Here is a 23,175-nt window from a genome sequence, read left to right as displayed (position 1 = left end):
GAGCCCCCGGTTGTTCCCCCGTGATCGGGGGCTCCGTGCCGCCCCCCGGACCCCCGTCACGCCTCGCCCGGCACTCCTCCGCCGCGGTGTCGCAGGGGGCACATCCCGGCCAATTCCTCACCCTGCGTCACCGTGAACCGCTCCGATGCGCGCCCGGCCCGTCTTCCCCGCGCCCTACGTAAGGTGCGTAACCGCAGGTACGATGCACCCCTGATTTCATCGGCGCAGCGACAACTCGCTTACGCATCGCGGGGATTGCTGGGCACCACGGGGGCAGGCTTGTGGGGGATGTGATGGACTTCGCCGCGCACGGCAGCAGCGCGCACGCCCCGGCCGAACTCGCCTGGCTGCGAGGAGTGGACGCCTGCACGATGGGCGCCTACCCGCAGGCCGAGGAGGAGTTCCGGACGGCCGTACGACTGGATCCGGCTATGGCGGATGCCTGGTTGGGCCTGCACGCGCTCCGCGTCGACACCACGAACGCGTTATTGCGCATGTACGCCCACCGGGACCGCTTCGGGGAACAGCGGGCCCGCCACCGGCGGACGCTGAACTCCTGGTACTGGCTCGGCTGGTGGGTGCAGCCGGTACTGGAGACCAGGCGGGACCTGTTGCTGGCGCACGCCTCGCACTGGCTGGACGGGCGCCACGTCCCCGAGCTGGACCAGGCGCTGGCGGCCCTGCCGCCCGTGGACACCGACCCGCAGGTGCGTTTCCTGCACGCCTGCCGGGCGTACCTGGTCAAGGACTGGGAGCAGTTGGTCCGCTCCACCGAATCGCTGGTCGACGATCCGCTCCTGGGCATCGAGGCGGGCCTGTTCGGCGGGATGGCCCGGGTCCGGCTGGAGATGTACGGGCAGGCCGAGCCCCTCCTGGCGGCCTCGCTGATGCGCTGCCGCAGCGAGCAGCCCCAGCGCAAGGAGCTGCGGTACTGGCTGGCGCGGGCGCACGAGGGGACCGGCCGCAGCGCGGCGGCGCTGCCGCTGTACCGGGCGGTGCACCGGGTGGACCCGGCGTTCATGGACACGGCGGCCCGGCTGACGGCCATCGAGGACAGCGAGGACGCCGACGGCCTGGCCGGGTACGCGAGCGGCGCCGGCTACGAGTCCCTCGGCGGGCACGGTCCGGCCCCGTCGGGCGGGGACTTCGCGGCGGTGGCGCTGGGCGGCGGCCCGGTCCAGGGGCTCGCCGCGGACGGGCAGCCGGATCCCGACCCGCTGACGGCGGGCGACCCGCCGGAGCCGCGGCACGGGCCGGGGGCGCCGGGGCCCGGCGCGGGACTGCCGGCCGGCGCACGCCGCAAGGCCTCGCTCCCCGCGCAGCCGGGACCGGTGGGACTGCCGGCCGGGCCGGCGGATCCGGCGGCGCTGGCCGAGGCGCTCGCGGAGCTGGAGCGGATGGTGGGCCTGGAGCCGGTCAAACGGCAGGTGAAGGCGCTCTCCGCGCAGCTGCACATGGCCAGGCTGCGGACGGGGCTGGGGCTGCCGGTGCAGCCGCCGAAGCGGCACTTCGTCTTCTCCGGGCCGTCGGGCACGGGCAAGACCACGGTGGCGCGGATCCTGGGCCGGGTCTTCTACGCGCTGGGCCTGCTCGGCGGCGACCATCTCGTGGAGGCCGGGCGCGCGGACCTGGTCGGCGAGTTCCTCGGGCAGACCGCCGTGAAGGCGAACGAGCTCATCGACTCGGCGATCGGCGGGGTGCTGTTCGTCGACGAGGCGTACAGCCTCTCCAACTCCGGCTACAGCAAGGGCGACGCGTACGGGGACGAGGCCCTGCAGGTGCTGCTGAAACGGGCGGAGGACAACCGCGACCACCTGGTGGTGATCCTGGCGGGCTATCCGGCGGGAATGGACCGGCTGCTCGCCACGAATCCCGGGCTGTCCTCGCGGTTCACCACACGGGTGGACTTCCCCAGCTACCGGCCGCTGGAACTCACTTCGATCGGCGGAGTGCTGGCGGACGCCAACGGCGACCGGTGGGACGAGGAGGCGTGGGAGGAGCTGCGGAGCATCAGCGGGCACGTGGTGGAGCAGGGGTGGATCGACGAGCTGGGGAACGGGCGCTTCCTGCGCACGCTGTACGAGAAGAGCTGCGCGTACCGGGACTTGCGGCTGGCCGGCTTCGCGGGTGACCCCTCCCGGGACGACCTGTCCACCCTGCGGCTGGCGGACCTGATGCAGGCGTACGGGGAGGTCCTGTCGGGCCGCGGTCCCCAGGAGCGGCCGGAGCCGCCGCCCCTGTGAGTGCCTCCGGCGCCCGCATCGCGCCGGCATCCCGCAACCCCGTGCGCGCTACGGCATGTCCGGCACCGGGCCGGAGCAGGCCGCGAAGGCGGAGAGGACCAGGAAGGCGACGGCCGCGGCGATCAGGAACCAGCCTGCCCAGAGGGGCCGTCCGCCGTACTGCTCGGCCCACCGCTCGTCCGCCCCGCCGTCGCCGAGCCTGCCTTGCAGCAGCGCCTGGACCCGGTCCGCGAACTCCGGGTCCGCCGCCGCGCGTTCCCCCAAGGCCGTTTCGAGGGCCAGGGCCGCGGCCGGTGCGTAGGGTTCGCGCTCGAAGGCGGCGACGACGCGCACGTGTTCGGCCGGCAGTCCGTCGAGGAGCACCTCGCGCAGCCGGCGCGCCACCGGGGAGGGGGCGTCGGGGTCCTCCCTCAGCCGGTCCAGCACCTCGCGCGCCGTGTCCCGGAAGTCCGGGTCCTCGTCCTCGTCCTCGTGTTCGGCGGATCGCATGAACGCCTCCTCCCGCCGCCCCGTCACGAGCACGGCGGTACACCGCGGTCGCCGGACCCGTCGGGCGACAGGTCCGGCGACGGCGTCAGCCGGTGAGTGCCCCCTCGGGGCGGAGTTCGGGCCGCCGCGAGGGCGGGCCCGTGCGGTGCGCCGGGTCGCGGACCTCGCCGACCAGGGTTTCGAGGACGTCCTCCATCGCGACCAGGCCGAGCACCCGCCCGGAGGGGTCCGCGACCTGCGCCAGGTGGGTGGCGTCGCGGCGCATCACGGTGAGGGCGTCGTCCAGCGGGAGCGTCGAGCAGACCGTGGTCATGCGGCGCCAGACCCGCTGGGGCACGGCCCGTTCCCGGTCCTCCAGGTCCAGGACGTCCTTCACGTGCAGGTAGCCCATGAAGGCACCGCTGTCGGCGCGGACGGGGAAGCGGGAGTACCCCGTACGGACCGTGAGCTGCTCGATCTGGCGCGGGGTGACCGCCGGGCCGACCGTGACCAGCCGGTCCGGGGCGAGGAGGACGTCGGTGACCGGGCGGCTGCCCAGCTCCAGCGCGTCCTCCAGCCGCTCCTGTTCCACCGGCTCCAGAAGACCGGCCTGCCGGGAGTCCATGAGCAGGCGGCCGAGCTGGGCGGAGGTGTAGACGGCCTCGACCTCGTCCTTGGGCTCCACCTTGAAGAGCCTCAGGATCAGCGTGGCGCAGGCGCCGAGGGCCGTGGTGACCGGTCCGCAGACCCGTGCGAAGGCGACCAGTCCGGGGCTGAACCACAGGGCCGTCTTCTCGGGGGCGGCCATGGCGAGGTTCTTGGGGACCATCTCGCCGATGACCAGGTGCAGGAAGATCACCGCGGTCAGGGCCACCGCGTAGCCCAGCGGGTGGATCAGGCCTTCCGGCACGTGGGCGGCATGGAAGACGGGCTCCAGGAGCCGGGCCACGGTGGGCTCGGCGACGGCTCCGAGGGTGAGCGAGCAGACGGTGATGCCGAACTGCGCGGCGGCCATCATGCGCGGCAGGTTCTCCAGGCCGTGGAGCACCTGGCGGGCCCGCTTGGAGCCCGCCGCCAGGGGTTCGATCTGGCTGCGCCGGACGGAGACGAGGGCGAACTCGGCGCCGACGAAGAAGCCGTTGGCCAGGACGAGGAGCAGGGCGAACAGCAGTTGGAGCGCGTTCACCGGCCACCCACCTGTGCCAGCTCCGCGGCGGCGGGTACCGGGCCGGTCCTGCCGAAGCCGAGCCCCTCGGCGCCCGGCACGCCGGGGCCCGCGGGAGCGGTGCGCACGAGGCGCACCCGCTCGGCGCGGTAGCGGCGGACCTGGCGCACGGAGAGCTTCCAGCCGGGCAGTTCGGCGCGGTCCCCGGGGGCGGGGATGCGGCCGAGCAGGTCGGCGACGAGCCCGGCGACGGTCTCGTACGGGCCTTCGGGGACCTCCAGGCCTATCCGGCGCAGGGTCTGCACGCGGCAGCTCCCGTCGGCCTCCCAGGAGGGGCGGCCGTCCTCGGCGGGTACGGCGGCCAGTTCGGGGCTGCCGTCCTCCGCGAGGTCGTGCTCGTCGCGGACTTCGCCGACGAGCTCCTCCACGATGTCCTCCAGGGTGACGACGCCGGCGGTGCCGCCGTACTCGTCGACCACCACGGCCATGGGCTGTTCGCTGCGCAGCCGTTCCAGCAGCGGCTGCACCGGCAGGGAGCCGGGCACCAGCAGCGGGGCCACGCAGATCCCGCTGACGCTGGTGCGGGCGCGCTCGGACTCGGGCACGGCGAGGGCGTCCTTGAGGTGGACGACCCCGGTGATCTCGTCGATGCGCTCGCGGTAGACGGGGAAGCGGGACAGACCCGTGGCGCGGGTCAGGTTGAGCACGTCGGCCGCGGTGGCCGTGTGCTGGAGGGCGCTGACCTTGACCCGGGGGGTCATGACCAGCTGCGCCGTGAGCTCGCCCAGCGAGATGGTCCGCACGAAGAGGTCGGCGGTGTCCTGTTCCAGGGCGCCGGCCTGGGCCGAATGCCGGACCAGGGAGACCAGTTCGCCGGGGGTGCGGGCGGAGGCCATCTCCTCGGTCGGCTCCACGCCGAGCGCCCGGACGAGCCGGTTGGCGACGGCGTTGAGGCCCGCGATGACCGGCCGGAAGACCCGGGAGAAGACGTGCTGCGGGCCGGCCACGAAACGGGCCACCTGGAGCGGCCGGGAGACGGCCCAGTTCTTCGGGACGAGCTCGCCGACGACCATCTGGACGGCGGAGGCGAGCAGCATGCCGATGACGACGGCCATGCCGGGTACGGCGCCCTTGGGGAGGCCGGTCGCTTCGAGCGGCCCGGCCAGCAGGGCGGCGAGGGCGGGCTCGGCGAGCATGCCGACCACGAGGGAGGTGATGGTGATGCCGAGCTGGGTGCCGGAGAGCTGGAAGGACAGCTCCCGCAGGGCTGCGACGACCGTGCGGGCACGGCGGTCGCCCTCGGCCGCGGCGCGTTCGGCCTCGGGTCTCTCGACGGTGACGAGGCCGAATTCGGCCGCCACGAAGAAACCGTTGGCGAGGATCAGGGCGAATGCCGCCGCGAGCAGGAGTAGCGGGATGGTCATGCCGCCGCCTCCGTGGGGAGGGCGGCGCGTGTACTACCGGACGATCCGTCCATTGCTGGAGGGAGTCACTCCTCGAGTTGCAGGTGCCCACGGGCCTCGGGGTCCCGGGGCCGGTGGGAGGGCGCACGGTCGCGCCCCCACACCAGGTTAGTCATTGAGATCGCCGCCGCAATGGGACGCAGCGACGAGGTCGGCCGGCGTCAGTCGTTCTTTGAGCCGGTTCCGTGGGCTTCGGCCAGGGCGCGCAGGGCGCGGGCGTCGCCGATCGCCTGTGCCTTGGCGACCCCGGGCTGGATGCCGAGGGCGGGCAGGCTGGTGCCGTCGTTCAGGTCGAGGAACACCCAGGCGTCACCGGGGCGGAGGTTGACGCGCAGGATCTGCGCCCACTCCAGGCGGCGGGTGGTGGTGAGGTTGACGACCGTGACCCCGGTCTCGTCGGCGACCACCTTGGGGCGGCTGAGCAGGACGAGGACGGAGGAGAGCAGGGCCGCGGTGAAGACGAAGGCGATCCGCTCACCGGGGTGCAGGGTTTCCAGGATCAGCGCGATCACCGTGATCGTGACGAACATGGCGGCGCCCACGCCCAGCAGGACGGCCCGGGTGCGGGTCGGCCGGAAGGTGACCGGCAGGGCGGGCAGGGCGGGCGGGGCGGTGGCGTCGGCCATGTTCGTCAGGTGCCTTCGGGTGGTGCCGGATGGTGAGGGTGCGCGCGGCGGAGCGCCGGCGAAGCCGTCAGAGGCGGCAGGCGTGGATCGAGGTGGTGAGGATCGCGCGCGCGCCGAGCTCGTACAGGTCGTCCATGATCCGCTGGGCCTCCTTGGCGGGGACCATGGCGCGGACGGCGACCCAGCCCTCGTTGTGCAGCGGGGAGACGGTCGGCGACTCCAGGCCCGGGGTGAGGGCGACCGCGCGCTCCAGGTGCTCGGCGCGGCAGTCGTAGTCCATCATCACGTAGCTGCGGGCGACCAGGACGCCCTGGAGGCGGCGCAGGAACTGCTGGGCCTGCGGGTCCTCGGGGTCGGTGCCGTTCCCGCGGATGACGACGGCCTCGGAGGTCATGATCGGCTCGCCGATGACCTCCAGTCCGGCGTTGCGCAGGCTGGTGCCGGTCTCGACGACGTCGGCGATGATCTGGGCGACGCCGAGCTGGATGGCGGTCTCGACCGCGCCGTCGAGGTGGACGACGGAGGCCTCGATGCCCTTCTCGGCGAGGTGCTTCGCGACGATTCCCTCGTACGAGGTCGCGATGGTCATCCCGTGGAAGTCCTCGGGGCCCTTCGCGGTGCCGGGGATGGTGGCGTAGCGGAAGGTGGAGCGGCCGAAGTTCAGCGGCAGGATCTCCTCGGCGCTGGCGCCGGAGTCGAGCAGCAGGTCGCGGCCGGTGATGCCGATGTCGAGCTTGCCGGAGGACACGTAGATCGCGATGTCCTTCGGGCGGAGGTAGAAGAACTCCACCTCGTTCTCGGGGTCGACGACCACGAGCTCCTTGGACTCCTTGCGCATCCGGTAGCCGGCCTCATGGAGCATCGCCGACGCCGGTCCGGAGAGTGAACCCTTGTTGGGGACGGCGATGCGCAGCATGGGGCTTCCTTTGGTGCGTAGGTGCGAAAGGGTGTGCTGGTACGGGTTGTGGACGCGCGGACGCCCCGGCAGCGTGTGCCGGGGGCCGCACGGAAATGCCGCGGCCGGAGAACTGCGGCCTAGAGGTGCGCGTAGACGTCGTCGAGGGAGATCCCGCGCGCCACCATCATCACCTGGACGTGGTAGAGCAGCTGCGAGATCTCCTCGGCGGCGGCTTCCTTGCTCTCGTACTCGGCGGCCATCCAGACTTCGGCGGCCTCCTCGACGACCTTCTTGCCGATGGCATGGACGCCCTTGCCGACGAGCTCGGCGGTACGGGAGGTGCTGGGGTCGCCGTTGGCGGCCTTGAGCTGGAGCTCGGTGAAGAGCTCTTCGAAACTCTTGGAGGGTGTGTTCGCCATGATGTCCTTAGGGTACGGGCTCACCCCGGTGCCCCAGCTCCTGGGTTCACTCCTTGGACTAGCGCCAGGGTTCGCTGACGGTCCGCAGGGTCATGGCCGTGGAGACGGCGGCGGTGACCGCTTCGTGCCCCTTGTCCTCGTTCGACCCCTCGAGCCCTGCGCGGTCCAGCGCCTGCTCGTCGTTGTCGCAGGTCAGCACGCCGAAGCCGACGGGGACTCCGGTGTCGATCGACACCTGCACCAGGCCCTGGGTGACGCCCTGGCACACGTAGTCGAAGTGCGGGGTACCGCCGCGGATGACCACGCCGAGGGCGACGATGGCATCGTAGCCGCGCCCGGCCAGTACCTTCGCCACGACCGGGAGCTCGAAGCTGCCCGGGACGCGCAGCAGGGTGGGCTCGTCGATCCCCAGCTCGTGCAGGGCCCTCAGGGCGCCGTCCACCAGGCCGTCCATGACCTTCTCGTGCCACTGGGCCGCGATCACGGCGACGCGCAGGTCTCCGCAGTTCTTCACGCTCAGTTCGGGTGCGCCCTTGCCGCTCACAGCTCTGCTCCTCGGTGCGATTCGTGTGGTGTGGGGTGGTGCTCGGGGTGGTGTTACTGGTTGCCGCAGGCGGACGTGGCCGTGGCCCCGTCCAGCCAGGGCAGGTCGTGGCCCATCCGGTCCCGCTTGGTGCGCAGGTAGCGGAGGTTGTGCTCGCCCGCCTCCATGGGCATCGGCTCCCGGTCGGAAACCTTGATGCCGTGGCTGATGAGCGCCGCCGACTTCTCGGGGTTGTTGGTCAGCAGCCGGACGCTGTGGACGCCGAGGTCGGCGAGCATCTGCGCGCCGGCCCCGTAGTCGCGGGCGTCGGCGGGCAGGCCCAGCTCCAGGTTGGCGTCGAGGGTGTCGCGGCCGCGCTCCTGGAGCTCGTACGCGCGCAGCTTCGACAGCAGGCCGATGCCGCGGCCCTCGTGGCCGCGCAGGTAGACGATCACACCGCGGCCGGCCGCCTGGACGCGCTCCATGGCGGTGTGCAGCTGGGGGCCGCAGTCGCAGCGCTGCGACTGGAAGATGTCTCCGGTCAGGCATTCGGAGTGCATCCGGACCAGGACGTCCTCGCCGTCGCCGATCTCGCCGTGGACGAGGGCGACGTGCTCGACGCCGTCGACGGTGGAGCGGAACCCGTACGCGGTGAACTGGCCGAAGGCGGTCGGCAGATTGACCTGGGCCTCGCGGCGCACGGTCGGCTCGGCGGAGCGGCGGTACGCGATCAGGTCCTCGATGGAGATGATCGTCAGGCCGTGCTTGCGGGCGAAGGGGATCAGCTCGGGCAGCCGCAGCATCACCCCGTCCTCGCCGGCGATCTCCACGATGGCTCCGGCCGGACGCAGGCCCGCGAGGCGGGCGAGGTCGACGGCGGCCTCGGTGTGGCCGTTGCGGACCAGGACGCCGCCGGGCTTGGCGCGCAGCGGGAAGACGTGCCCGGGGCGGACGAAGTCCGCGGGGCCCGAGACCCCGTCGGCCAGCAACCGCAGGGTGGTGGCGCGGTCGGCGGCGGAGATGCCGGTGGTGACGCCGTGGGCGCCGCTCGCGTCGACGGAGACGGTGAAGGCGGTCTGCATCGACTCGGTGTTGTGCTGGACCATCTGCGGGAGTTCGAGCCGCTCCAGCTCGTCGCCCTCCAGGGGGGCGCAGATCAGGCCGCGGCACTCGCTCATCATGAACGCGATGATCTCGGGGGTGGCCTTCTCGGCCGCGATGACGAGGTCGCCCTCGTTCTCGCGGTCCTCGTCGTCGACGACGACCACCGGGCGGCCGGCCGCGATGTCGCGGATGGCCTGCTCGACGGGGTCGAGCCGGAACGTCTCGAACTCGACGTCGGGCACGGGCTTCAGGACGGGGTTCGGGGAGGTCATGCCGTTGCTCCTTCCAGAGCCGGGGCGGTGGTGGTGCGCGAGCGCTGGTACCAGTCGTAGGCGCCCCAGACGACGAGGGCGAAGTACACGACGTAGACGAGGCCGGAGAAGGCCAGTCCGCTGTTGAAGGCGAGGGGTACGCCGACCAGGTCGACGAGGAGCCAGGCGAACCAGAACTCGACCAGGCCGCGGGCCTGGGCGACCATCGCGACGATGGTGCCGACGAAGATGTAGGCGTCGGCCCACGGGCTCCACGACAGGCTCGGGTAGAGGGTGAACAGTCCGCCGACGGCCAGGGTCCCGGCGGCCGCGCCGGCCAGCAGGAGGCCGCGCTCCTTCCAGGAGGCGGTGCGGACGGCGATGGAGCCGTCCTGGGCGTCCTGCTTGCCGCGCCGCCAGGCGCGCCAGCCCCACGCGGCCACGCCGATGACGAGGAGCTGCTTGCCGACCCCGCCCGCGAGGTGGGCGGAGGCGTAGGCGCCGACGAGGATCAGGCCGGAGAGGAGCTGGGCGGGCCAGGTCCATATGGAGCGCCGCCAGCCGAGCGCGAGGGCGCCCAGGCCGATCAGGTTGCCGATCATGTCGGACCAGATGACCTTCTGGTCGAAGACCTCGAAGGCCTCGGTGTTGAGCCAGGTCAGGGCGCTCACTGCGACTCCCCCGTCCGGTGCGGCACGTTCGGGGCCAGGGGGGTGACGCCGGCCGCGAGCAGCCGCTCCACGTACTTCGCCAGGACGTCGACCTCGAGGTTGACCGGGTCGCCGGGCTTCTTGATGCCCAGGGTGGTCAGCGCGAGGGTGGTGGGGATGAGGCTGATGGTGAACCAGTCGGCGGCGGCCTCGACCACGGTGAGGCTCACGCCGTCGACCGTGATGGAGCCCTTCTCGACCACGTAGCGGGAGAGGTTCTCCGGGAGGGCGACCTTGACGATCTCCCAGTGCTCGGAGGGGGTCCGGTCGAGGATCTCGCCGGTTCCGTCCACGTGCCCCTGGACCAGGTGGCCGCCGAGCCGTCCGCCGAGCGCCATCGGGCGCTCCAGGTTGACCCGGGAGCCCCGGGTGAGGGCGCCGAGGCTGGAGCGGTTGAGGGTCTCCTGCATGACGTCGGCGGTGAACTCGCCGTCACCGGTCTCCACGACCGTCAGGCAGACGCCGTTCACGGCGATGGAGTCGCCGTGCTTGGCGTCCTCGGTGACGACCGGGCCGCGCAGGCGGAAGCGGGAGGCTTCGGCGAGCTCCTCGACGGCGACGACCTCGCCCAGTTCTTCGACGATTCCGGTGAACACTCAGTGCTCCTTGAGGGCAGTGGGGGCGGAGGGAGCCGGCGCGGGGACGGCGGTGACGCGGATGTCCGTGCCGATGCGGACGGTTTCGGTGATCCGGAGCCGGAGCGCGTCGGCGAGGGTGCCGATGCCGGCGTCGGCGAGGGCGGCGGGGCCCGCGCCGAGGAGGACGGGGGCCAGATAGCCGACGACCTTGTCGACGGCCCCGGCGGCGACGAAGGCGCCGGCCAGGGTGGGGCCGCCTTCGAGGAGGACGGAACGGATGCCGCGCCCGTACAGCTCGCGCAGCAGGGCGTCCACGGAGATCCCGTACTTGTCGTACGGGAGCCGTGCCAGCTCCGCTCCGGCGAGGTGGCGGGTGTCGGCATCCTCGGCGACGGCGATCAGGGTGGGCGCGGCCTCGTCCAGGACGCGGGCGGTGGGCCGGATGGTGGCGTGGGTGTCCAGGACCACGCGCAGGGGCTGGTCGGCGGCGCTGAAGCCGTCGATCCCCCGTACCGCGAGGTGCGGGTCGTCGGCGCGCAGGGTGCCGGAGCCCACGACCACGGCGTCGGACTCGGCGCGCAGCCGGTGGACGTCGGCGCGGGACTCGGGGGAGCTGATCCAGCGGCTGGTGCCGTCGGCGGCCGCGATGCGGCCGTCGAGGGTCGCGGCGTACTTCCACAGGATGTACGGGCGGCCCAGGCGCACGGAGGTCAGCCAGGCGGCGTTGCCCGCCTCGGCCTCCTCGGCGAGCAGTCCGGCCGCGGTGTCGATCCCGGCGGCGCGCAGGGTGGCGCCGCCGCCGCTGGCCTGCGGGTTCGGGTCGGAGACGGCGTAGACCACGCGGGCGATCCCGGCAGCGACGAGGGCGCGGGAGCAGGGGCCCGTACGGCCGGTGTGATTGCAGGGTTCGAGGGTGACGTACGCGGTGCCGCCGCGGGCCGCCGGGCCCGCCGCGTTCAGGGCGTGGATCTCGGCGTGCGGGCCGCCGGCCCGCTCGTGCCAGCCTTCGCCCACGATGCTGCCCGAGGCGTCGGTGATGACGCAGCCGACGACCGGGTTGGGGCTGGTGGAGCCGAGTCCGCGGGCGGCGAGCTCGATGGCTCGGCGCATGGCGCGGGTGCCCGCGTCGGGTGCTGCGTGCGCGGCGTGGGTCGCCACCGGGTCCTCCTGCCTCATCGGGCACGGACTCCGGGGCCTGTCGGGATACGACAGATGAAGCGGGTAGCACACGCGGGAACGCCGAGGCCGGAAACACGGTCCGTTCGACGGCACGTCCCGAGGGATGTGCCGGTGGACCGCCGACGGCGGCGTACCGGTGACTGGCCCGCCGCGCACTGCCTCCCATCCGGACTTTAACCGTCGGTCCAGGAATTTCACCTGGTCAACCGGCCGCTGGCTGCGGACGGGTCGCGGACTATAACCGCCGGTTCGGAATTACACCGACCCCGGAGTGCGCTGCTACTGGTACTGAAGCCAGTGTGCCACGGGTGATCGGCGGCCATGCGGGTGAGTCAATGTGGCCTGGGTCACACGTGTGATCGTTCTTGAGCGCGCCGCTTGCGCCGTTCGGTCGATCCCCTCCCCCGCACCCCCACGCAGGACCCCCTTGACGCAACCCGCGCCGGGCCTTGCCGGATCGCGCACTTTGGTCCAGACCTATTGACGGGTTGGTCTAGTCCTCTTAACGTTCCCTTCATCTTCCCCGGGAGACAGCCCGTCAGATGTGCGCACGTCACGGGCCAACACGCACCACGTTCCAGCCTGTTGTGTCCTGCCATCCTCCCCTCCCCAGGAGGCACAATGCTGTCCCCCACCAAGACGAGAGCCATGCTCCTGACGTCCGGCGCCGCAATCGCCGGTCTGTTGGTGGCCGGGCTCTCGGCGGGCGTCTCGCACGCCGCCGACAACGAGTCCTGTCGCCCCGACGGTCTGTACAAGACCGCCGGCGTGGACGTCCCGTACTGCTCGGTCTACGACACCGAGGGCCGCGAGAAGATGGGCGCCGACCACCAGCGCCGCGTCATCGGCTACTTCACGGGCTGGCGCACGGGCAAGGACGGCACGCCCGCCTACCTGCCCCACAACATCCCGTGGTCCAAGGTCACGCACCTGAACTACGCCTTCGCCCACGTGGGCAGCGACAACAAGATCTCGGTCGGGGCCGACGGCGTGAACAACTCCGCCACCGGGATGACCTGGCCGGGCGTCGCGGGCGCCGAGATGGACCCCGCCCTCCCTTACAAGGGCAACTTCAACCTGCTGAACAAATTCAAGAAGCAGTACCCGAACGTCAAGACGCTGATCTCGGTCGGCGGCTGGGCGGAGACCGGCGGCTACTTCGGCGACGACGGCAACCGCGTCGCGTCGGGCGGCTTCTACTCGATGGCCACCAACGCCGACGGCTCGGTCAACCAGGCCGGCATCGACACCTTCGCTGCCTCCTCGGTCGACTTCATCCGCAAGTACGGGTTCAACGGCGTCGACATCGACTACGAGTACCCGACCACCATGAAGGACGCGGGCAACCCGCTGGACTGGCAGCTGGCCAACGCCCGCCGCGCCGGTCTGGTCAAGGGCTACGACGCCCTCATGAAGAGCCTGCGCGAGAAGCTGGACCGGGCCGGCGCCGCCGACGGCAAGCACTACCTGCTGACCGTCGCCGCCCCCTCCTCCGGCTACCTGCTGCGCGGCATGGAGACCTTCCAGATGCAGAAGTATCTGGACTACGTCAACATCATGTCCTACGACCTGCACGGTGCGTGGAACGAGTACGTCGGCCCCAACGCCTCGCTCTTCGACGACGGCAAGGACGCCGAGCTCGCCGCCGCCAACGTCTACGGCAGCTCCCAGTACGGGAACGTCGGCTACCTCAACACCGACTGGGCCTACCACTACTTCCGCGGCTCCATGCCGGCCGGCCGCATCAACATCGGCCTGCCGTACTACACCCGCGGCCACAAGAACGTGCAGGGCGGCACCGACGGTCTGTGGGGCAAGGCCTCCGCGACCACCTGCCCGGCCGGCGCGGGTCTGACCAAGTGCGGTGACGGCGCGGTCGGCATCGACAACCTGTGGCACGACAAGGACACCAACGGCGTCGAGTCGCCGGCCGGTTCCAACCCGATGTGGCACGCCAAGAACCTCGAGAAGGGGATCGTCGGCGACTACGTCACCAAGTACGGCTTCCCGGCGAACACCACGCTCACCGGCACCTACGCCCGCAAGTACGACTCGACCCTGGTCGCGCCGTGGCTGTGGAACGCGCAGAAGAAGGTCTTCCTCTCCACGGAGGACGAGCAGTCGGTGGCGGCCAAGGCCGACTACGTGATCGACCGCGGCATCGGCGGCACCATGGTCTGGGAGATGGCCGGCGACTACGGCTGGAACGCCGCCAAGGGCCAGTACGAGATGGGCGACACGCTCACCTCCCTGATGTACGACAAGTTCAAGGCCGCCTCCCCGTACGGCGCCAAGAAGTCCAACACCGCGCTGCCGACGCAGGCCGTGGACATCAAGACGGAGTTCACCGAGTTCAAGCTCGGCGACTCGAACTACCCGATCACCCCGAAGCTCAAGATCACCAACAACACCACGGCGACCCTGCCGGGTGGCACCGAGTTCCAGTTCGACTACTCGACCTCGTCCCCGGCCAACGCCTCCGACCAGTCGGGCTTCGGCACCAAGGTGATCAAGAGCGACCACACCGGCAGCAACGTCGGCGGTCTGAAGGGCGACTTCCACCGGGTCTCGCTGAAGCTCCCGGCGTGGCAGACGCTCGCCCCGGGCGCCTCGGTCGACCTGGCCTTCAACTACTACCTGCCGGTCTCCACGCCCTCCAACTGGACGGTGAACATCTCCGGCACGACGTACTCGCTCGCCGGTGACCTGGCGCGCGGCGTCACCGTGGTCCAGCCGGGTGCGACCACCCCGCCGACCACGCCGCCCACCACCCCGCCGACGACTCCCCCGACCACCCCGCCCACCACGCCTCCGACGACTCCCCCGACCACGCCTCCGGGCGGCACCTGCACCAACCCGGCGTACGTCGCGGGCAACGTGTACACGGGCGGGACGGTCGTCTCCCACAAGGGCCGCAACTGGAAGGCCCAGTGGTGGACGCAGAACGAGGAGCCCGGCACCACCGGCGAGTGGGGCGTCTGGAAGGACCAGGGCGCCTGCTGACACCCCACGGGGTGACCGCGTAGGTGAAGAGACGTGAGGACCCGGTGGCCCGGCGGCCACCGGGTCCTCGCGTTCCCCGGACCCGCCGGTGGTCCGGTGGCGCCCCCTCCAACTCCCCCGGCGAGGAGGGCTGTACGGTCCCACGGGGCGGGCGCGCACCCGGGCGCGCCGGGCGAGGAAGGGAACGGACACCATGGGCGGCATCCTGGTCACGGGAGGCACGGGGAACCTGGGGGCGCTGGTCGTCGCCCGGCTGCGGGAGGCGGGGCACGAGGACGTCCGCGTGCTGAGCCGGCACGCACCCGTCCACCCGGTGGACCTGATGAACGGGGCCGGACTGGACGCGGCGATGGCGGGGGCGAACGTGGTCGTGCACTGCGCGACGGCGACGCGCGGCGGCGACGAGGTGGCCGCCGGACACCTGGTCGAGGCGGCCCGGCGGGCCGGGACGGTCCGCAACATCGTCTACATCTCGATCGTGGGGGTCGACGTGGTCCCGCTCGGCTACTACCGGAGCAAGCTGGCGGTGGAGCGGCTCCTGGAGGGCTCCGGGCTCGGCGTGACGATTCTGCGGACGACGCAGTTCCACGATCTGGTGGCCCGGGTGTCGGGCACGGCGGCGAAGCTGCCGGTGGTCCTGCTGCCGAAGGGGGTCCGGGTGCAGCCGATCGCCGCCGAGGAGGTCGCGGACCGGCTCGCGGAGCTGGCGGTCCCGCAACCGGCGGGGCGGGTCCCCGACATGGGCGGCCCGGAGACCCACACGCTGACGGACCTGGGCCGCGCCTACCTGGCCGCGCAGGGCAGTCACCGGCGCGTGGTCCCGCTCCCGCTGGCCGGCAAGGCGTACGCCGGGTTCGTCCGCGGCGGCAACCTGGCGCCCGCGCACGCGGTGGGCAAGAAGACCTTCGCGCAGTTCCTGGCCGCTCGCGGGACCGGCTGAGGCTGCCGGCCGGCCTTCTGCGCGCAGGGGGCGGTGTCGGCCGGCCCGTCAGGCCGGGAAGAGCGCGGACTGCGCCGACTCGCGGGCGGCGAGCCGCGCGCCCGTGAGCACCGCCGGGTCGCCGAGGGTGCTGGCGCGGACCTCGGTCGGGACCGGGGTCAGGGCGGTGAGGCGGCGGGCGACCCCGGCCGCCAGGGCAGGTCCGCCCGCGCGGCCGAGTTCCCCGCCGAGCACGACGCAGCCGGGATCCAGGATCGCCGCGACGGCCGCGGCCCCGAGGGCGAGCCGGTCGGCCAGGGCGTCGAGGAAGGCGGGTCCGGCCGCGCCCGCGACGGCCTCCTCGACCGGCCCGTCGTAGCCGTGGGCGGCGGCGAGCGCGGCCACCCCGGCCCGCCCGGCCAGCTCGTGGAAGCCGCCGTCGCAGTTCGTGGCCGAGGGGAGTCCGCCCGTCCCGGGCACCGGCAGGAAGCCGATCTCCCCCGCCCCGCCGGAGGCGCCCCGGCGCAGCCGCCCGTCCAGGACCACCGCGGCGCCGACCCCTTCGCCGAGCCAGAGCAGCACGAAGGACTCCAGGTCCTGCGCAGCCCCGACCCGCTGTTCGGCCAGGGCTGCCAGGTTGGTCTCGTTCTCCACCACGACCACCGCCGGCAGCCGCCGCTGCACCGCCGCCACCAGGTCCCGGTGCCAGGCGGGCAGTCCGGCCGTGTCGCGGAGCTCTCCGGTGCCCGGGGCCACCAGTCCCGGAGCTCCGATCACCACCGTGTGGAGCCGGTCGGCGCCCGCCTCCCGGACGAGCTCCTCCAGGCGTTCCACCGCTTCGTCCACGGCGTCCACCGGCAGGGCCGCCTGTGCCAGCGGCCGGCCGAGGAGGTCTGCGACGACCGCCGTGGCGCTGTCCGTCCGCACGTCGAGCGCCGCCAGGTAGGCCCGCCGCGCCACGATCCCGTAGAGCTTGGCGTTGGGTCCGCGCCGCTGTTCGCCGGATTCCCCGACGACTTCGATCAGTCCGGCTCCGGTGAGGCGCTCCACCAGGTCGGCGACGGAGGGGCGGGACAGGCCGGTCAGCTCCTTGAGCTGGGGGGCCGTCAGGGGGCCCTCCTCCTGGAGGAGCTGGAGGGCGAGCCGGTCGTTGATGGCCCGGGCCGTGCTCGGCGAGGCGGGGGACGGAGCGTGGGACGCGGCGCGGGCGGTGGCGGTCAGGGCCTTGGCAAGAGTCACGGCGCCCATCCTAGGAGTTCCGGGGGGTAACTATCAGGCAGGGTCCCTGATAGTTTACGTGTCATGACCGGGGAACCCGAACTCAGCCCGGCGCGACTGCGCCATGCCCGCTTCGCCATCGCCGGCGTCTTCTGCGCCCACGGCGCGGTCACCGGCTCCTTCGCCACCCGCATCCCCTGGATCCAGGACCACGCGCAGCTCAGCGCCGGCACCCTGGGCCTGGCCCTCGCCTTCCCCGCCGTCGGCGCCGCGCTGACGATGCCGCTGGCCGGGCGGATCAACCACCGGCTGGGCGCGCGCACCGCCCTGCGGGTCCTGCTGTCCCTGTGGACCCTCGCCCTGATCCTGCCGAGCCTCGCCCCGAACCTGGCGACGCTCTGCTTCGTCCTCTTCGTCTACGGGGCCACCGCCGGCATGTCGGACGTGGCGATGAACGCCCTGGGCGTGGAGACCGAGAACCGGCTGAAGCGCTCGATCATGTCCTCGCTGCACGGCATGTGGAGCGTGGGTGCCCTGGTCGGCTCGGCCGCCGGCACGGTCGCCGCGCACGCCGGCGCCGATGCCCGCCTGCACCACCTGATCGCCGCGCTCGCCCTGACGCTGGCCGGGCTGATCGCCGTACGGGGCGTCCTGGACCTGCGCACCGACACCGGTGGGGAGGAGGCGCCGCCGCACTTCGCGCTGCCCCCGAAGTCCGCGCTGTTCATCGGCGCGATCGGCTTCTGCGCGGTCTTCGCGGAGGGCGCGAGCCTGGACTGGTCCGCGGTGTACCTGCGGGACGTGCTGCACACGGACGCCGGCCTCGCGGCCGCCTCGACCACCGCCTTCGCGCTGACGATGGCGCTCGCCCGGCTGGCCGGGGACAGGGTCGTGGACCGGTTCGGGGCCGTGCGCACGGTCCGCGCGGGCGGCGCACTGGCCACCGCGGGCGGGCTGCTCGTGGTCACGGTCCACCAGCCGGCCGCGGCCCTGGCCGGGTTCGGGCTGATCGGGCTCGGCATCGCGGTGGTGGTGCCGCTGGCCTTCGCGGCGGCCGCGCGCAGCGGTCCGGCCCCGGCGCAGGCCATCGCCGGTGTCGCGACGATCACGTACACCTCGGGGCTGATCGCCCCGTCGGCGATCGGCGCGGTGGCCGACGCGACCTCGCTGGTGGTGTCGTTCGGGCTGGTCACGCTGCTGTCGTTCGCGCTGATCGTGGGGGCGACCGTACTGCGGCAGCGGCCGGTGGCGGCGGGGGTCCCGGCCTCCGAACGGGACGAACCCGCGCCTATCCGGCCGTAACATGTCGCCTGGTCACCTGCGGCCTCGTAGCGTGACCGCGCTCCCGGCGAACGACGAAGAACGAACGAAAAGCGGTGGAACATGGGCCTCGGCGTGCGCTGGACCCTGCACGGAGACGGGCGGACCCCCGCCCCCGGCGCGGTGGTGCGGCCGGACGAGCGGCTGTCGTGGCCGCGGACCGCCGGGCTGGGTGCCCAGCACGTCGTGGCGATGTTCGGGGCGAGCTTCGTGGCGCCGGTCCTGATGGGACTGGACCCGAACCTCGCCATCATGATGTCCGGTGTCGCCACCGTCATCTTCCTGCTGGCGACCCGCGGCCGGGTCCCCTCGTACCTGGGCTGCTCGCTCTCCTTCGTGGGGGTCGCGGCGGCGATCCGGGCCGGCGGCGGGGACAGCGCGGTCGTCACGGGCGCGGTCTTCGTGGTCGGCGCGGCCCTGTTCCTGGCGGGGCTGGCGGTCCGGCGGTTCGGGGCGCGGATCATCCACGCGGCGATGCCCCCGGTGGTGACGGGCGCGGTCGTCATGCTGATCGGGTTCAACCTGGCACCCGTCACGGCCTCCACGTACTGGCCGCAGGACCAGTGGACGGCCCTGCTGACCATGCTGTTCACCGGGCTGGCCGTGGTCTGCCTGCGGGGCTTCTGGTCGCGGATCGCGATCTTCCTCGGCCTGATCTTCGGGTACGGCGTCTCCTGGGTCTTCGACCTCCTCTTCGGCAAGATCCACTCGACGGTGGGCGGCCCCGAGGCCGTGGACCACTGGCGGCTCGATCTGTCGGGGGTCGCCGAGGCCGACTGGATCGGGCTGCCGACCTTCCACGCGCCGGCCTTCGAGTGGTCGGCGATCCTGATCGCGCTGCCGGTGGTCATCGCGCTGATCGCGGAGAACGCCGGGCACATCAAGGCCGTCGGCGAGATGACGGGCGACCCGCTCGACGACAAGCTCGGTACGGCCATCGCCGCCGACGGCGCCGCGTCGATGCTGTCCACGGCGGTGGGCGGCCCGCCGAACACCACGTACTCCGAGAACATCGGGGTGATGGCCGCCACCCGCGTCTACTCCACGGCGGCCTACTGGGCGGCGGCCGGCTTCGCCCTCCTCTTCGGCTTGTGCCCGAAGTTCGGCGCGGTCGTCGCCGCGATCCCCGGCGGCGTACTGGGCGGGATCACCGTGATCCTGTACGGGATGATCGGCCTGCTCGGCGCGCAGATCTGGATCAACGGCCGGGTGGACCTGCGCAATCCGCTGAACCTGGTGCCGGCCGCGGCGGGCATCATCATCGGGGTCGGCGGGGTCGAGCTGAACATCACCGACAGCTTCGAGCTCGGCGGGATCGCGCTCGGCACGATCGTCGTGATCACCGGCTACCACGCGCTGCGGTACTTCGCGCCGGCGCACCTGAAGCAGCAGGAACCGCTGCTGGACGCGGGGACCTCCGCGTACGACGAGCCGGACGAGCCGGAAGCGCTGACCGGCGACAAGCGGGGTTGACGTAGTTTCGCCCGAACCGGGGAAGCGTACGGCCAAGTTCCCCTGATCCCGGCCCGCGGCTGCGACGCTGCCTCCCATGGTCCCCATGCAAGCGGTGCTGGCGCGGATGCGCGCCCTGGACGAGCGGCTCCCCGAGCGGGACGGCGTCGCCGTCTTCAACCGGGTGTACCTCACGGTGACGCAGACCCTGCACGAGGGAATCACGCACGGAGCGTTCCCCTCGCCCCGCCGGGCGGAGGCGCTCAGCGTCCGCTTCGCCGAGCGCTACCTGACGGCGGTGGAGGCCGACCGGGCCCCGGCGTGCTGGCGGCCGCTCCTCCAGTACCGACGCCACCCCGGGATCCGCCCGCTCCAGCACGCGCTGGCCGGGATCAACGCGCACATCGGCCACGACCTGGCGCTGGCGGTGGTCGCCACCTGCCGTTCGCTCGACTGCGAACCGGCCGCGCTCGAAGCGGACTTCGACCGGGTCGGTGACACCCTGGTCTCCCTGGAGGAGCACATCCGGGAGGACCTGATGCCGGGCCCGGACCTGCTGGAGATCGCGGACCCGCTCACCCATCTGCTCGGCGCCTGGAGCCTGGAGCGGGCCCGCGCGGGGGCCTGGGCCTCGGCGCGCCTGCTGTGGTCGCTGCGCCGCTCCCCCGATCTCGCGGAGGAGTTCACCGAGTCCCTCGACGCGGGCGTCGGCCTGGTCGGCCGCTGCCTGCTCACCCCGACGGGCTGAGCCCGGTCGGATCGGGGCGCAGCAGACCGGGCGGGCCGGGCAGGGCGGAGGGGCGCGGAGGAGCGCGGGCATGAGTACGGGCCGCCCCCGCGCTCGCGCACGCGGGGGCGGCCCGTGGTCACGGGGCCGCAGGGGCCGGGAGGGTCAGTCCTCCGGGAGTTCGACCGGGGCTATCTCGTCGTAGACGTCGCCCGGGCCGGGGTTGGTGGAGTCCGTGGCGCCACCGAGGTGGTGCATGACGCCCCAGACGGCGTTGAGGGCCGTCTGGACCGCGCCCTCCGCCCAGCCCGCCGTCCAGGAGATGTCGTCGCCCGCGAGGAAGATGCCGCGCTTGTCCTCGGGGAGGCGGTCCTGCATGAAGTGGGTGAACAGGCGGCGCTGGTAGCGGTAGTGGCCCGGCAGGTTGGCCTTGAACGCGCCCATGAAGTAGGGCTCGTTCTCCCAGGACACGGTCACCGGGTTGCCGATGATGTGGCGGCGGATGTCGACCTTCGGGTAGATCTCGCCGAGGGACTTCAGCATGACCTCCATCCGCTCGTTCGCGGACAGCGGGAGCCACTTCAGGCTGTCGTCGCACCAGGTGTACGAGAGGCAGATGACGGCCGGCTTGTCCGGGCCGTTGTCCAGCAGGTACGTGCCGCGGGTCATGCGGTCGGTCAGGGTCATCGACATGACGTCGCGGCCCGTCTCCTCGTCCTTGTCCAGCCAGAACGGCCGGTCGACGGGGATGAAGAGCTTCGAGGACTCCATGTAGTGGGTGCGCTCGATCGCCGTCCAGTGGTCGATCGGGAAGAGCGTGTCGTCGCACGCGATCTTCGAGAGCAGCATCCAGGACTGGGCCGTGAAGATCGCGGCGCGGTACGTGCGGATGTCGCCGGAGGCGTCCGTGACCGTGATGCGGTTGCCGGCCGTGCGGTGCAGGCGGGTGACCGCCGGGCGCGGGCTGCCCCCGTGCAGGGAGGAGAGGGACGTGCCCTGCGCCCAGTGCACGATCTTCTCGGGCTCGCGGTCCCACATGCGCAGCGGCAGCTGCTGCGAGCCGCCCACGATGCCGCGGTGGTGGTCGTCGGCCTCGGTGTAGACGACGCGCAGGATCTCCAGGATGGAGTTCGGGAAGTCGGTGTCCCAGCCGCCCGTGCCGAAGCCGACCTGGCCGAAGATCTCGCGCTTGCGGAAGGACTTGAAGGCCTCGGACTTGCAGAGGAACCCGTAGAAGGTCTCGTCGTCGAGCTTCTCGACGAGCTTCGCCCAGATCTCCCGGATGCGCGGGACGTCCCGCTCGCGCATCGCGGTGTTCATGTCGGAGAAGTCGGCGCCCTCGTCGAGGCACGCGTTCCACGCGGCGGACACGTCGCGGTAGACCTGCGGGAGGTCGGCGATGGTCTCGGCGTAGTGGGTCTCGCCCTTGAGGTCGACCACCGTGGAGGGGGTGGCCTCGGCGAGCGGGTTCGGGAAGGGCTCGGTGACCAGGCCGACGAGGTCGATGTAGTGCTGGAGGGCCGTGGAGGACGGCGGGAAGCGCATGGCGCCCATCTCCGCGGTCAGCTCCTCGGTGCCCGCGCCCTCGAAGCCCACCGTGCGCAGTCGGCCGCCGATCTGGTCGGCCTCGTAGACGACGGGCTTGAGGCCCATCTTCATCAGCTCGTACGCGGAGATGATGCCGGACAGCCCGCCGCCGATGACGGCGACCTCCGTGCCGTGCTCGGTCGCCGGTATCTGGCCGAGGCCCGCCGGGTGGGCGAGGAAGTCGTCGTACGCGTAGGGGAAGTCCGGTCCGAACATCGTGATCGGCTGCTGACCGTCGCTGTGCGGGACGGCGGTGGTGGGCACCGTGGACGTCATGGGGTACGACTCCTAGCGGGGTGGGGCAGGGGGGAAGGGCAAGCGGGGGGCTACGGCGGTTCGCGCGGCGCTGGTGGGGCCGCGGTCAGACGAGCGAGGCGTACAGCCCGGGGCGGCGGTCGCGCAGGTAGGGGTTGGTCTCGCGCGAGACGCGCAGCAGCTCGGGGTCGGCCTCGCCGAACACCAGCTCCTCGCCGCGGCCTGCCCGGGTCCGGGTGACCCCGTCGGGGCTCGCGAGGCAGCTCAGGCCGACGAACTCGAACTCGCCCTCCGGGCCGGTGCGGTTGACGTACGCGATGTACATCTGGTTCTCGAAGGCCCTTACGGGGACCAGCTGTTCGGCGACGAACTGGAAGGGGTGCATCTGCGCGGTCGGCACCAGGAGGAGGTCGGTACCGGCGAGCGCGTGCGCCCGGACGTTCTCCGGGAACTCCACGTCGTAGCAGATCATGACGCCGACGCGGAGGCCGCCGAGGTCCGCCTGGACCACCGGGATGTCGCCGGGGGTGAAGGCCGCCTGCTCGAAGCAGCCGAAGAGGTGGGTCTTGCGGTAGTTCGCGAGCCGTTCCCCGTCGGGGCCGACGAGCTGCGCCGCGTTGTAAACGGCGTCGCCGTCCCGCTCGGGGTAGCCGTAGAGCACGGCCAGCCCGTGGCGGCGGGCGATCTCGCCGATGGCGCGGGCGGACATGCCGTCGGCCGGCTCGGCGAGCCGGGCGATGTCCTCGATCTCCAGCGCGTAGCCGGTCAGGAACATCTCCGAGGTCACGAGGAGACCGGCCCCCGCCTGTGCGGCGCGTGCCGCGGCCTCTTCGAGCGCCTTCAGGTTGTCGGCGGTGTCGCCGAGCCGTCCGGAACTCTGGAGGAGGGCGGTGCGCAGCGGGGGCATGGGCGTACCTCTGTGGCAGGAGGGGTGGGGATCCTTAGACGGTACGTTCGCGCGTTCGACCGGGACAAGCCGTGACCGTTGCGTGCCACGCATCGATTCGTTGCGTATGGGCGGGCGTGCGCGGCGATTCGTTGCGCGAGGGGCCCGTACGCCCTCCGCA

At 72.3% G+C, this 23,175-nt stretch carries 20 protein-coding genes and 1 riboswitch; of the genes, 6 read left to right on the top strand and 14 right to left on the bottom strand.

Annotated elements, in window-relative coordinates; all coding sequences use genetic code 11:
• Positions 1–293 precede the first annotated feature (293 nt).
• On the top strand, positions 294–2,243 hold the full coding sequence (locus ABZY57_RS08845) for an AAA family ATPase (RefSeq protein ID WP_356509596.1): 1,950 nt from the start codon (positions 294–296) through the stop codon (positions 2,241–2,243).
• A gap of 48 nt (positions 2,244–2,291) precedes the next feature.
• Here the strand turns inward: ABZY57_RS08845 and ABZY57_RS08840 are convergent, their stop codons facing one another.
• From ABZY57_RS08840 to ribD, 11 genes are all read right to left on the bottom strand, one after another.
• Positions 2,292–2,732: a hypothetical protein gene (locus ABZY57_RS08840; RefSeq protein WP_356509594.1), complete on the bottom strand. Its 441-nt coding sequence runs from the start codon at positions 2,730–2,732 to the stop codon at positions 2,292–2,294.
• A gap of 85 nt (positions 2,733–2,817) precedes the next feature.
• Positions 2,818–3,897, bottom strand: a complete 1,080-nt coding sequence (locus ABZY57_RS08835; protein ID WP_356509592.1) for a hemolysin family protein — start codon at positions 3,895–3,897, stop codon at positions 2,818–2,820.
• Entirely contained in the window at positions 3,894–5,300 is a 1,407-nt protein-coding gene (locus tag ABZY57_RS08830) for a hemolysin family protein (RefSeq protein WP_356509590.1), read from the bottom strand. The genes ABZY57_RS08835 and ABZY57_RS08830 overlap by 4 nt, the downstream gene beginning before the upstream one ends.
• A gap of 200 nt (positions 5,301–5,500) precedes the next feature.
• The gene (locus ABZY57_RS08825) at positions 5,501–5,965 is read right to left on the bottom strand and encodes a PH domain-containing protein (RefSeq protein WP_356509588.1); all 465 of its coding nucleotides are present in this window, start codon (positions 5,963–5,965) and stop codon (positions 5,501–5,503) included.
• Between the two features lie 67 nt (positions 5,966–6,032).
• Positions 6,033–6,881 (bottom strand): ATP phosphoribosyltransferase, encoded by an 849-nt coding sequence (gene hisG / locus ABZY57_RS08820; RefSeq protein ID WP_356509586.1) that lies wholly within the window; start codon positions 6,879–6,881, stop codon positions 6,033–6,035.
• 119 nt (positions 6,882–7,000) lie between these two features.
• Positions 7,001–7,282 carry a phosphoribosyl-ATP diphosphatase gene (locus ABZY57_RS08815; protein WP_250741528.1) on the bottom strand — a complete coding sequence of 94 codons (282 nt, stop codon included), beginning with the start codon at positions 7,280–7,282 and terminating at the stop codon, positions 7,001–7,003.
• Positions 7,283–7,340: 58 nt separating this feature from the next.
• Positions 7,341–7,826 (bottom strand): 6,7-dimethyl-8-ribityllumazine synthase, encoded by a 486-nt coding sequence (gene ribH, locus ABZY57_RS08810; protein WP_007262951.1) that lies wholly within the window; start codon positions 7,824–7,826, stop codon positions 7,341–7,343.
• A 53-nt stretch (positions 7,827–7,879) separates the two neighbouring features.
• Positions 7,880–9,181, bottom strand: coding sequence for a bifunctional 3,4-dihydroxy-2-butanone-4-phosphate synthase/GTP cyclohydrolase II (locus ABZY57_RS08805; RefSeq protein ID WP_356509583.1), 1,302 nt, complete (start codon positions 9,179–9,181; stop codon positions 7,880–7,882).
• Positions 9,178–9,831: a nicotinamide mononucleotide transporter family protein gene (locus tag ABZY57_RS08800; protein ID WP_356509581.1), complete on the bottom strand. Its 654-nt coding sequence runs from the start codon at positions 9,829–9,831 to the stop codon at positions 9,178–9,180. The genes ABZY57_RS08805 and ABZY57_RS08800 overlap by 4 nt, the downstream gene beginning before the upstream one ends.
• Positions 9,828–10,466: a riboflavin synthase gene (locus ABZY57_RS08795; protein ID WP_356509579.1), complete on the bottom strand. Its 639-nt coding sequence runs from the start codon at positions 10,464–10,466 to the stop codon at positions 9,828–9,830. Before ABZY57_RS08795 ends, ABZY57_RS08800 begins: the two co-directional genes overlap by 4 nt.
• Entirely contained in the window at positions 10,467–11,558 is a 1,092-nt protein-coding gene (gene ribD, locus ABZY57_RS08790) for a bifunctional diaminohydroxyphosphoribosylaminopyrimidine deaminase/5-amino-6-(5-phosphoribosylamino)uracil reductase RibD (protein ID WP_356509634.1), read from the bottom strand. It abuts the gene before it with no gap.
• Between the two features lie 217 nt (positions 11,559–11,775).
• A riboswitch (FMN riboswitch) is annotated at positions 11,776–11,906 on the bottom strand.
• A gap of 342 nt (positions 11,907–12,248) precedes the next feature.
• Here ribD and ABZY57_RS08785 point away from each other — a divergent pair.
• Together ABZY57_RS08785 and ABZY57_RS08780 are read left to right on the top strand one after the other, a co-directional pair.
• Positions 12,249–14,630 (top strand): chitinase C-terminal domain-containing protein, encoded by a 2,382-nt coding sequence (locus tag ABZY57_RS08785; protein WP_356509577.1) that lies wholly within the window; start codon positions 12,249–12,251, stop codon positions 14,628–14,630.
• 193 nt (positions 14,631–14,823) lie between these two features.
• Complete coding sequence (locus ABZY57_RS08780; RefSeq protein WP_356509575.1) at positions 14,824–15,570, top strand: NAD(P)H-binding protein; 747 nt, start codon at positions 14,824–14,826, stop codon at positions 15,568–15,570.
• Positions 15,571–15,618: 48 nt separating this feature from the next.
• Here ABZY57_RS08780 and ABZY57_RS08775 read toward each other — a convergent pair whose 3' ends face one another.
• Positions 15,619–16,797, bottom strand: coding sequence for an ROK family transcriptional regulator (locus ABZY57_RS08775; RefSeq protein ID WP_356509573.1), 1,179 nt, complete (start codon positions 16,795–16,797; stop codon positions 15,619–15,621).
• Positions 16,798–16,851: 54 nt separating this feature from the next.
• On the opposite strand from ABZY57_RS08775, the gene ABZY57_RS08770 reads away from it, so the two are divergent.
• From ABZY57_RS08770 to ABZY57_RS08760, 3 genes are all read left to right on the top strand, one after another.
• Complete coding sequence (locus tag ABZY57_RS08770) at positions 16,852–18,069, top strand: MFS transporter (protein WP_356509571.1); 1,218 nt, start codon at positions 16,852–16,854, stop codon at positions 18,067–18,069.
• A gap of 81 nt (positions 18,070–18,150) precedes the next feature.
• Entirely contained in the window at positions 18,151–19,560 is a 1,410-nt protein-coding gene (locus tag ABZY57_RS08765; protein WP_356509569.1) for a solute carrier family 23 protein, read from the top strand.
• A gap of 85 nt (positions 19,561–19,645) precedes the next feature.
• The gene (locus ABZY57_RS08760) at positions 19,646–20,287 is read left to right on the top strand and encodes a DUF5995 family protein (RefSeq protein ID WP_356509632.1); all 642 of its coding nucleotides are present in this window, start codon (positions 19,646–19,648) and stop codon (positions 20,285–20,287) included.
• A gap of 144 nt (positions 20,288–20,431) precedes the next feature.
• Here ABZY57_RS08760 and ABZY57_RS08755 read toward each other — a convergent pair whose 3' ends face one another.
• Together ABZY57_RS08755 and ABZY57_RS08750 are read right to left on the bottom strand one after the other, a co-directional pair.
• Positions 20,432–22,129, bottom strand: a complete 1,698-nt coding sequence (locus tag ABZY57_RS08755; RefSeq protein WP_356509567.1) for an NAD(P)/FAD-dependent oxidoreductase — start codon at positions 22,127–22,129, stop codon at positions 20,432–20,434.
• 85 nt (positions 22,130–22,214) lie between these two features.
• Positions 22,215–23,015 carry a carbon-nitrogen hydrolase family protein gene (locus ABZY57_RS08750; RefSeq protein WP_356509565.1) on the bottom strand — a complete coding sequence of 267 codons (801 nt, stop codon included), beginning with the start codon at positions 23,013–23,015 and terminating at the stop codon, positions 22,215–22,217.
• Positions 23,016–23,175 lie beyond the last annotated feature (160 nt).

It is taken from the genome of Streptomyces sp. NPDC006450, assembly GCF_040612195.1.
In the GTDB taxonomy this organism is placed as follows: domain Bacteria; phylum Actinomycetota; class Actinomycetes; order Streptomycetales; family Streptomycetaceae; genus Streptomyces.
Note: the sequence above shows the minus strand (reverse complement) of the source record. Positions and strands in the feature narration are given on the sequence as shown.

What these genes read in the sequence shown, in the direction of transcription:
- ABZY57_RS08775 (WP_356509573.1), bottom strand. Translation starts at nt 16,797, where the DNA reads ATGGGCGCCGTGACTCTTGCCAAGGCCCTGACCGCCACCGCCCGCGCC.
- ABZY57_RS08760 (WP_356509632.1), top strand. Translation starts at nt 19,646, where the DNA reads ATGCAAGCGGTGCTGGCGCGGATGCGCGCCCTGGACGAGCGGCTCCCC.
- ABZY57_RS08785 (WP_356509577.1), top strand. Translation starts at nt 12,249, where the DNA reads ATGCTGTCCCCCACCAAGACGAGAGCCATGCTCCTGACGTCCGGCGCC.
- ABZY57_RS08805 (WP_356509583.1), bottom strand. Translation starts at nt 9,181, where the DNA reads ATGACCTCCCCGAACCCCGTCCTGAAGCCCGTGCCCGACGTCGAGTTC.
- ABZY57_RS08780 (WP_356509575.1), top strand. Translation starts at nt 14,824, where the DNA reads ATGGGCGGCATCCTGGTCACGGGAGGCACGGGGAACCTGGGGGCGCTG.
- ABZY57_RS08750 (WP_356509565.1), bottom strand. Translation starts at nt 23,015, where the DNA reads ATGCCCCCGCTGCGCACCGCCCTCCTCCAGAGTTCCGGACGGCTCGGC.
- ABZY57_RS08765 (WP_356509569.1), top strand. Translation starts at nt 18,151, where the DNA reads ATGGGCCTCGGCGTGCGCTGGACCCTGCACGGAGACGGGCGGACCCCC.
- ribD (WP_356509634.1), bottom strand. Translation starts at nt 11,558, where the DNA reads ATGCGCCGAGCCATCGAGCTCGCCGCCCGCGGACTCGGCTCCACCAGC.
- ABZY57_RS08830 (WP_356509590.1), bottom strand. Translation starts at nt 5,300, where the DNA reads ATGACCATCCCGCTACTCCTGCTCGCGGCGGCATTCGCCCTGATCCTC.
- ABZY57_RS08755 (WP_356509567.1), bottom strand. Translation starts at nt 22,129, where the DNA reads ATGACGTCCACGGTGCCCACCACCGCCGTCCCGCACAGCGACGGTCAG.
- hisG (WP_356509586.1), bottom strand. Translation starts at nt 6,881, where the DNA reads ATGCTGCGCATCGCCGTCCCCAACAAGGGTTCACTCTCCGGACCGGCG.
- ABZY57_RS08825 (WP_356509588.1), bottom strand. Translation starts at nt 5,965, where the DNA reads ATGGCCGACGCCACCGCCCCGCCCGCCCTGCCCGCCCTGCCGGTCACC.
- ABZY57_RS08815 (WP_250741528.1), bottom strand. Translation starts at nt 7,282, where the DNA reads ATGGCGAACACACCCTCCAAGAGTTTCGAAGAGCTCTTCACCGAGCTC.
- ABZY57_RS08770 (WP_356509571.1), top strand. Translation starts at nt 16,852, where the DNA reads ATGACCGGGGAACCCGAACTCAGCCCGGCGCGACTGCGCCATGCCCGC.
- ABZY57_RS08840 (WP_356509594.1), bottom strand. Translation starts at nt 2,732, where the DNA reads ATGCGATCCGCCGAACACGAGGACGAGGACGAGGACCCGGACTTCCGG.
- ABZY57_RS08845 (WP_356509596.1), top strand. Translation starts at nt 294, where the DNA reads ATGGACTTCGCCGCGCACGGCAGCAGCGCGCACGCCCCGGCCGAACTC.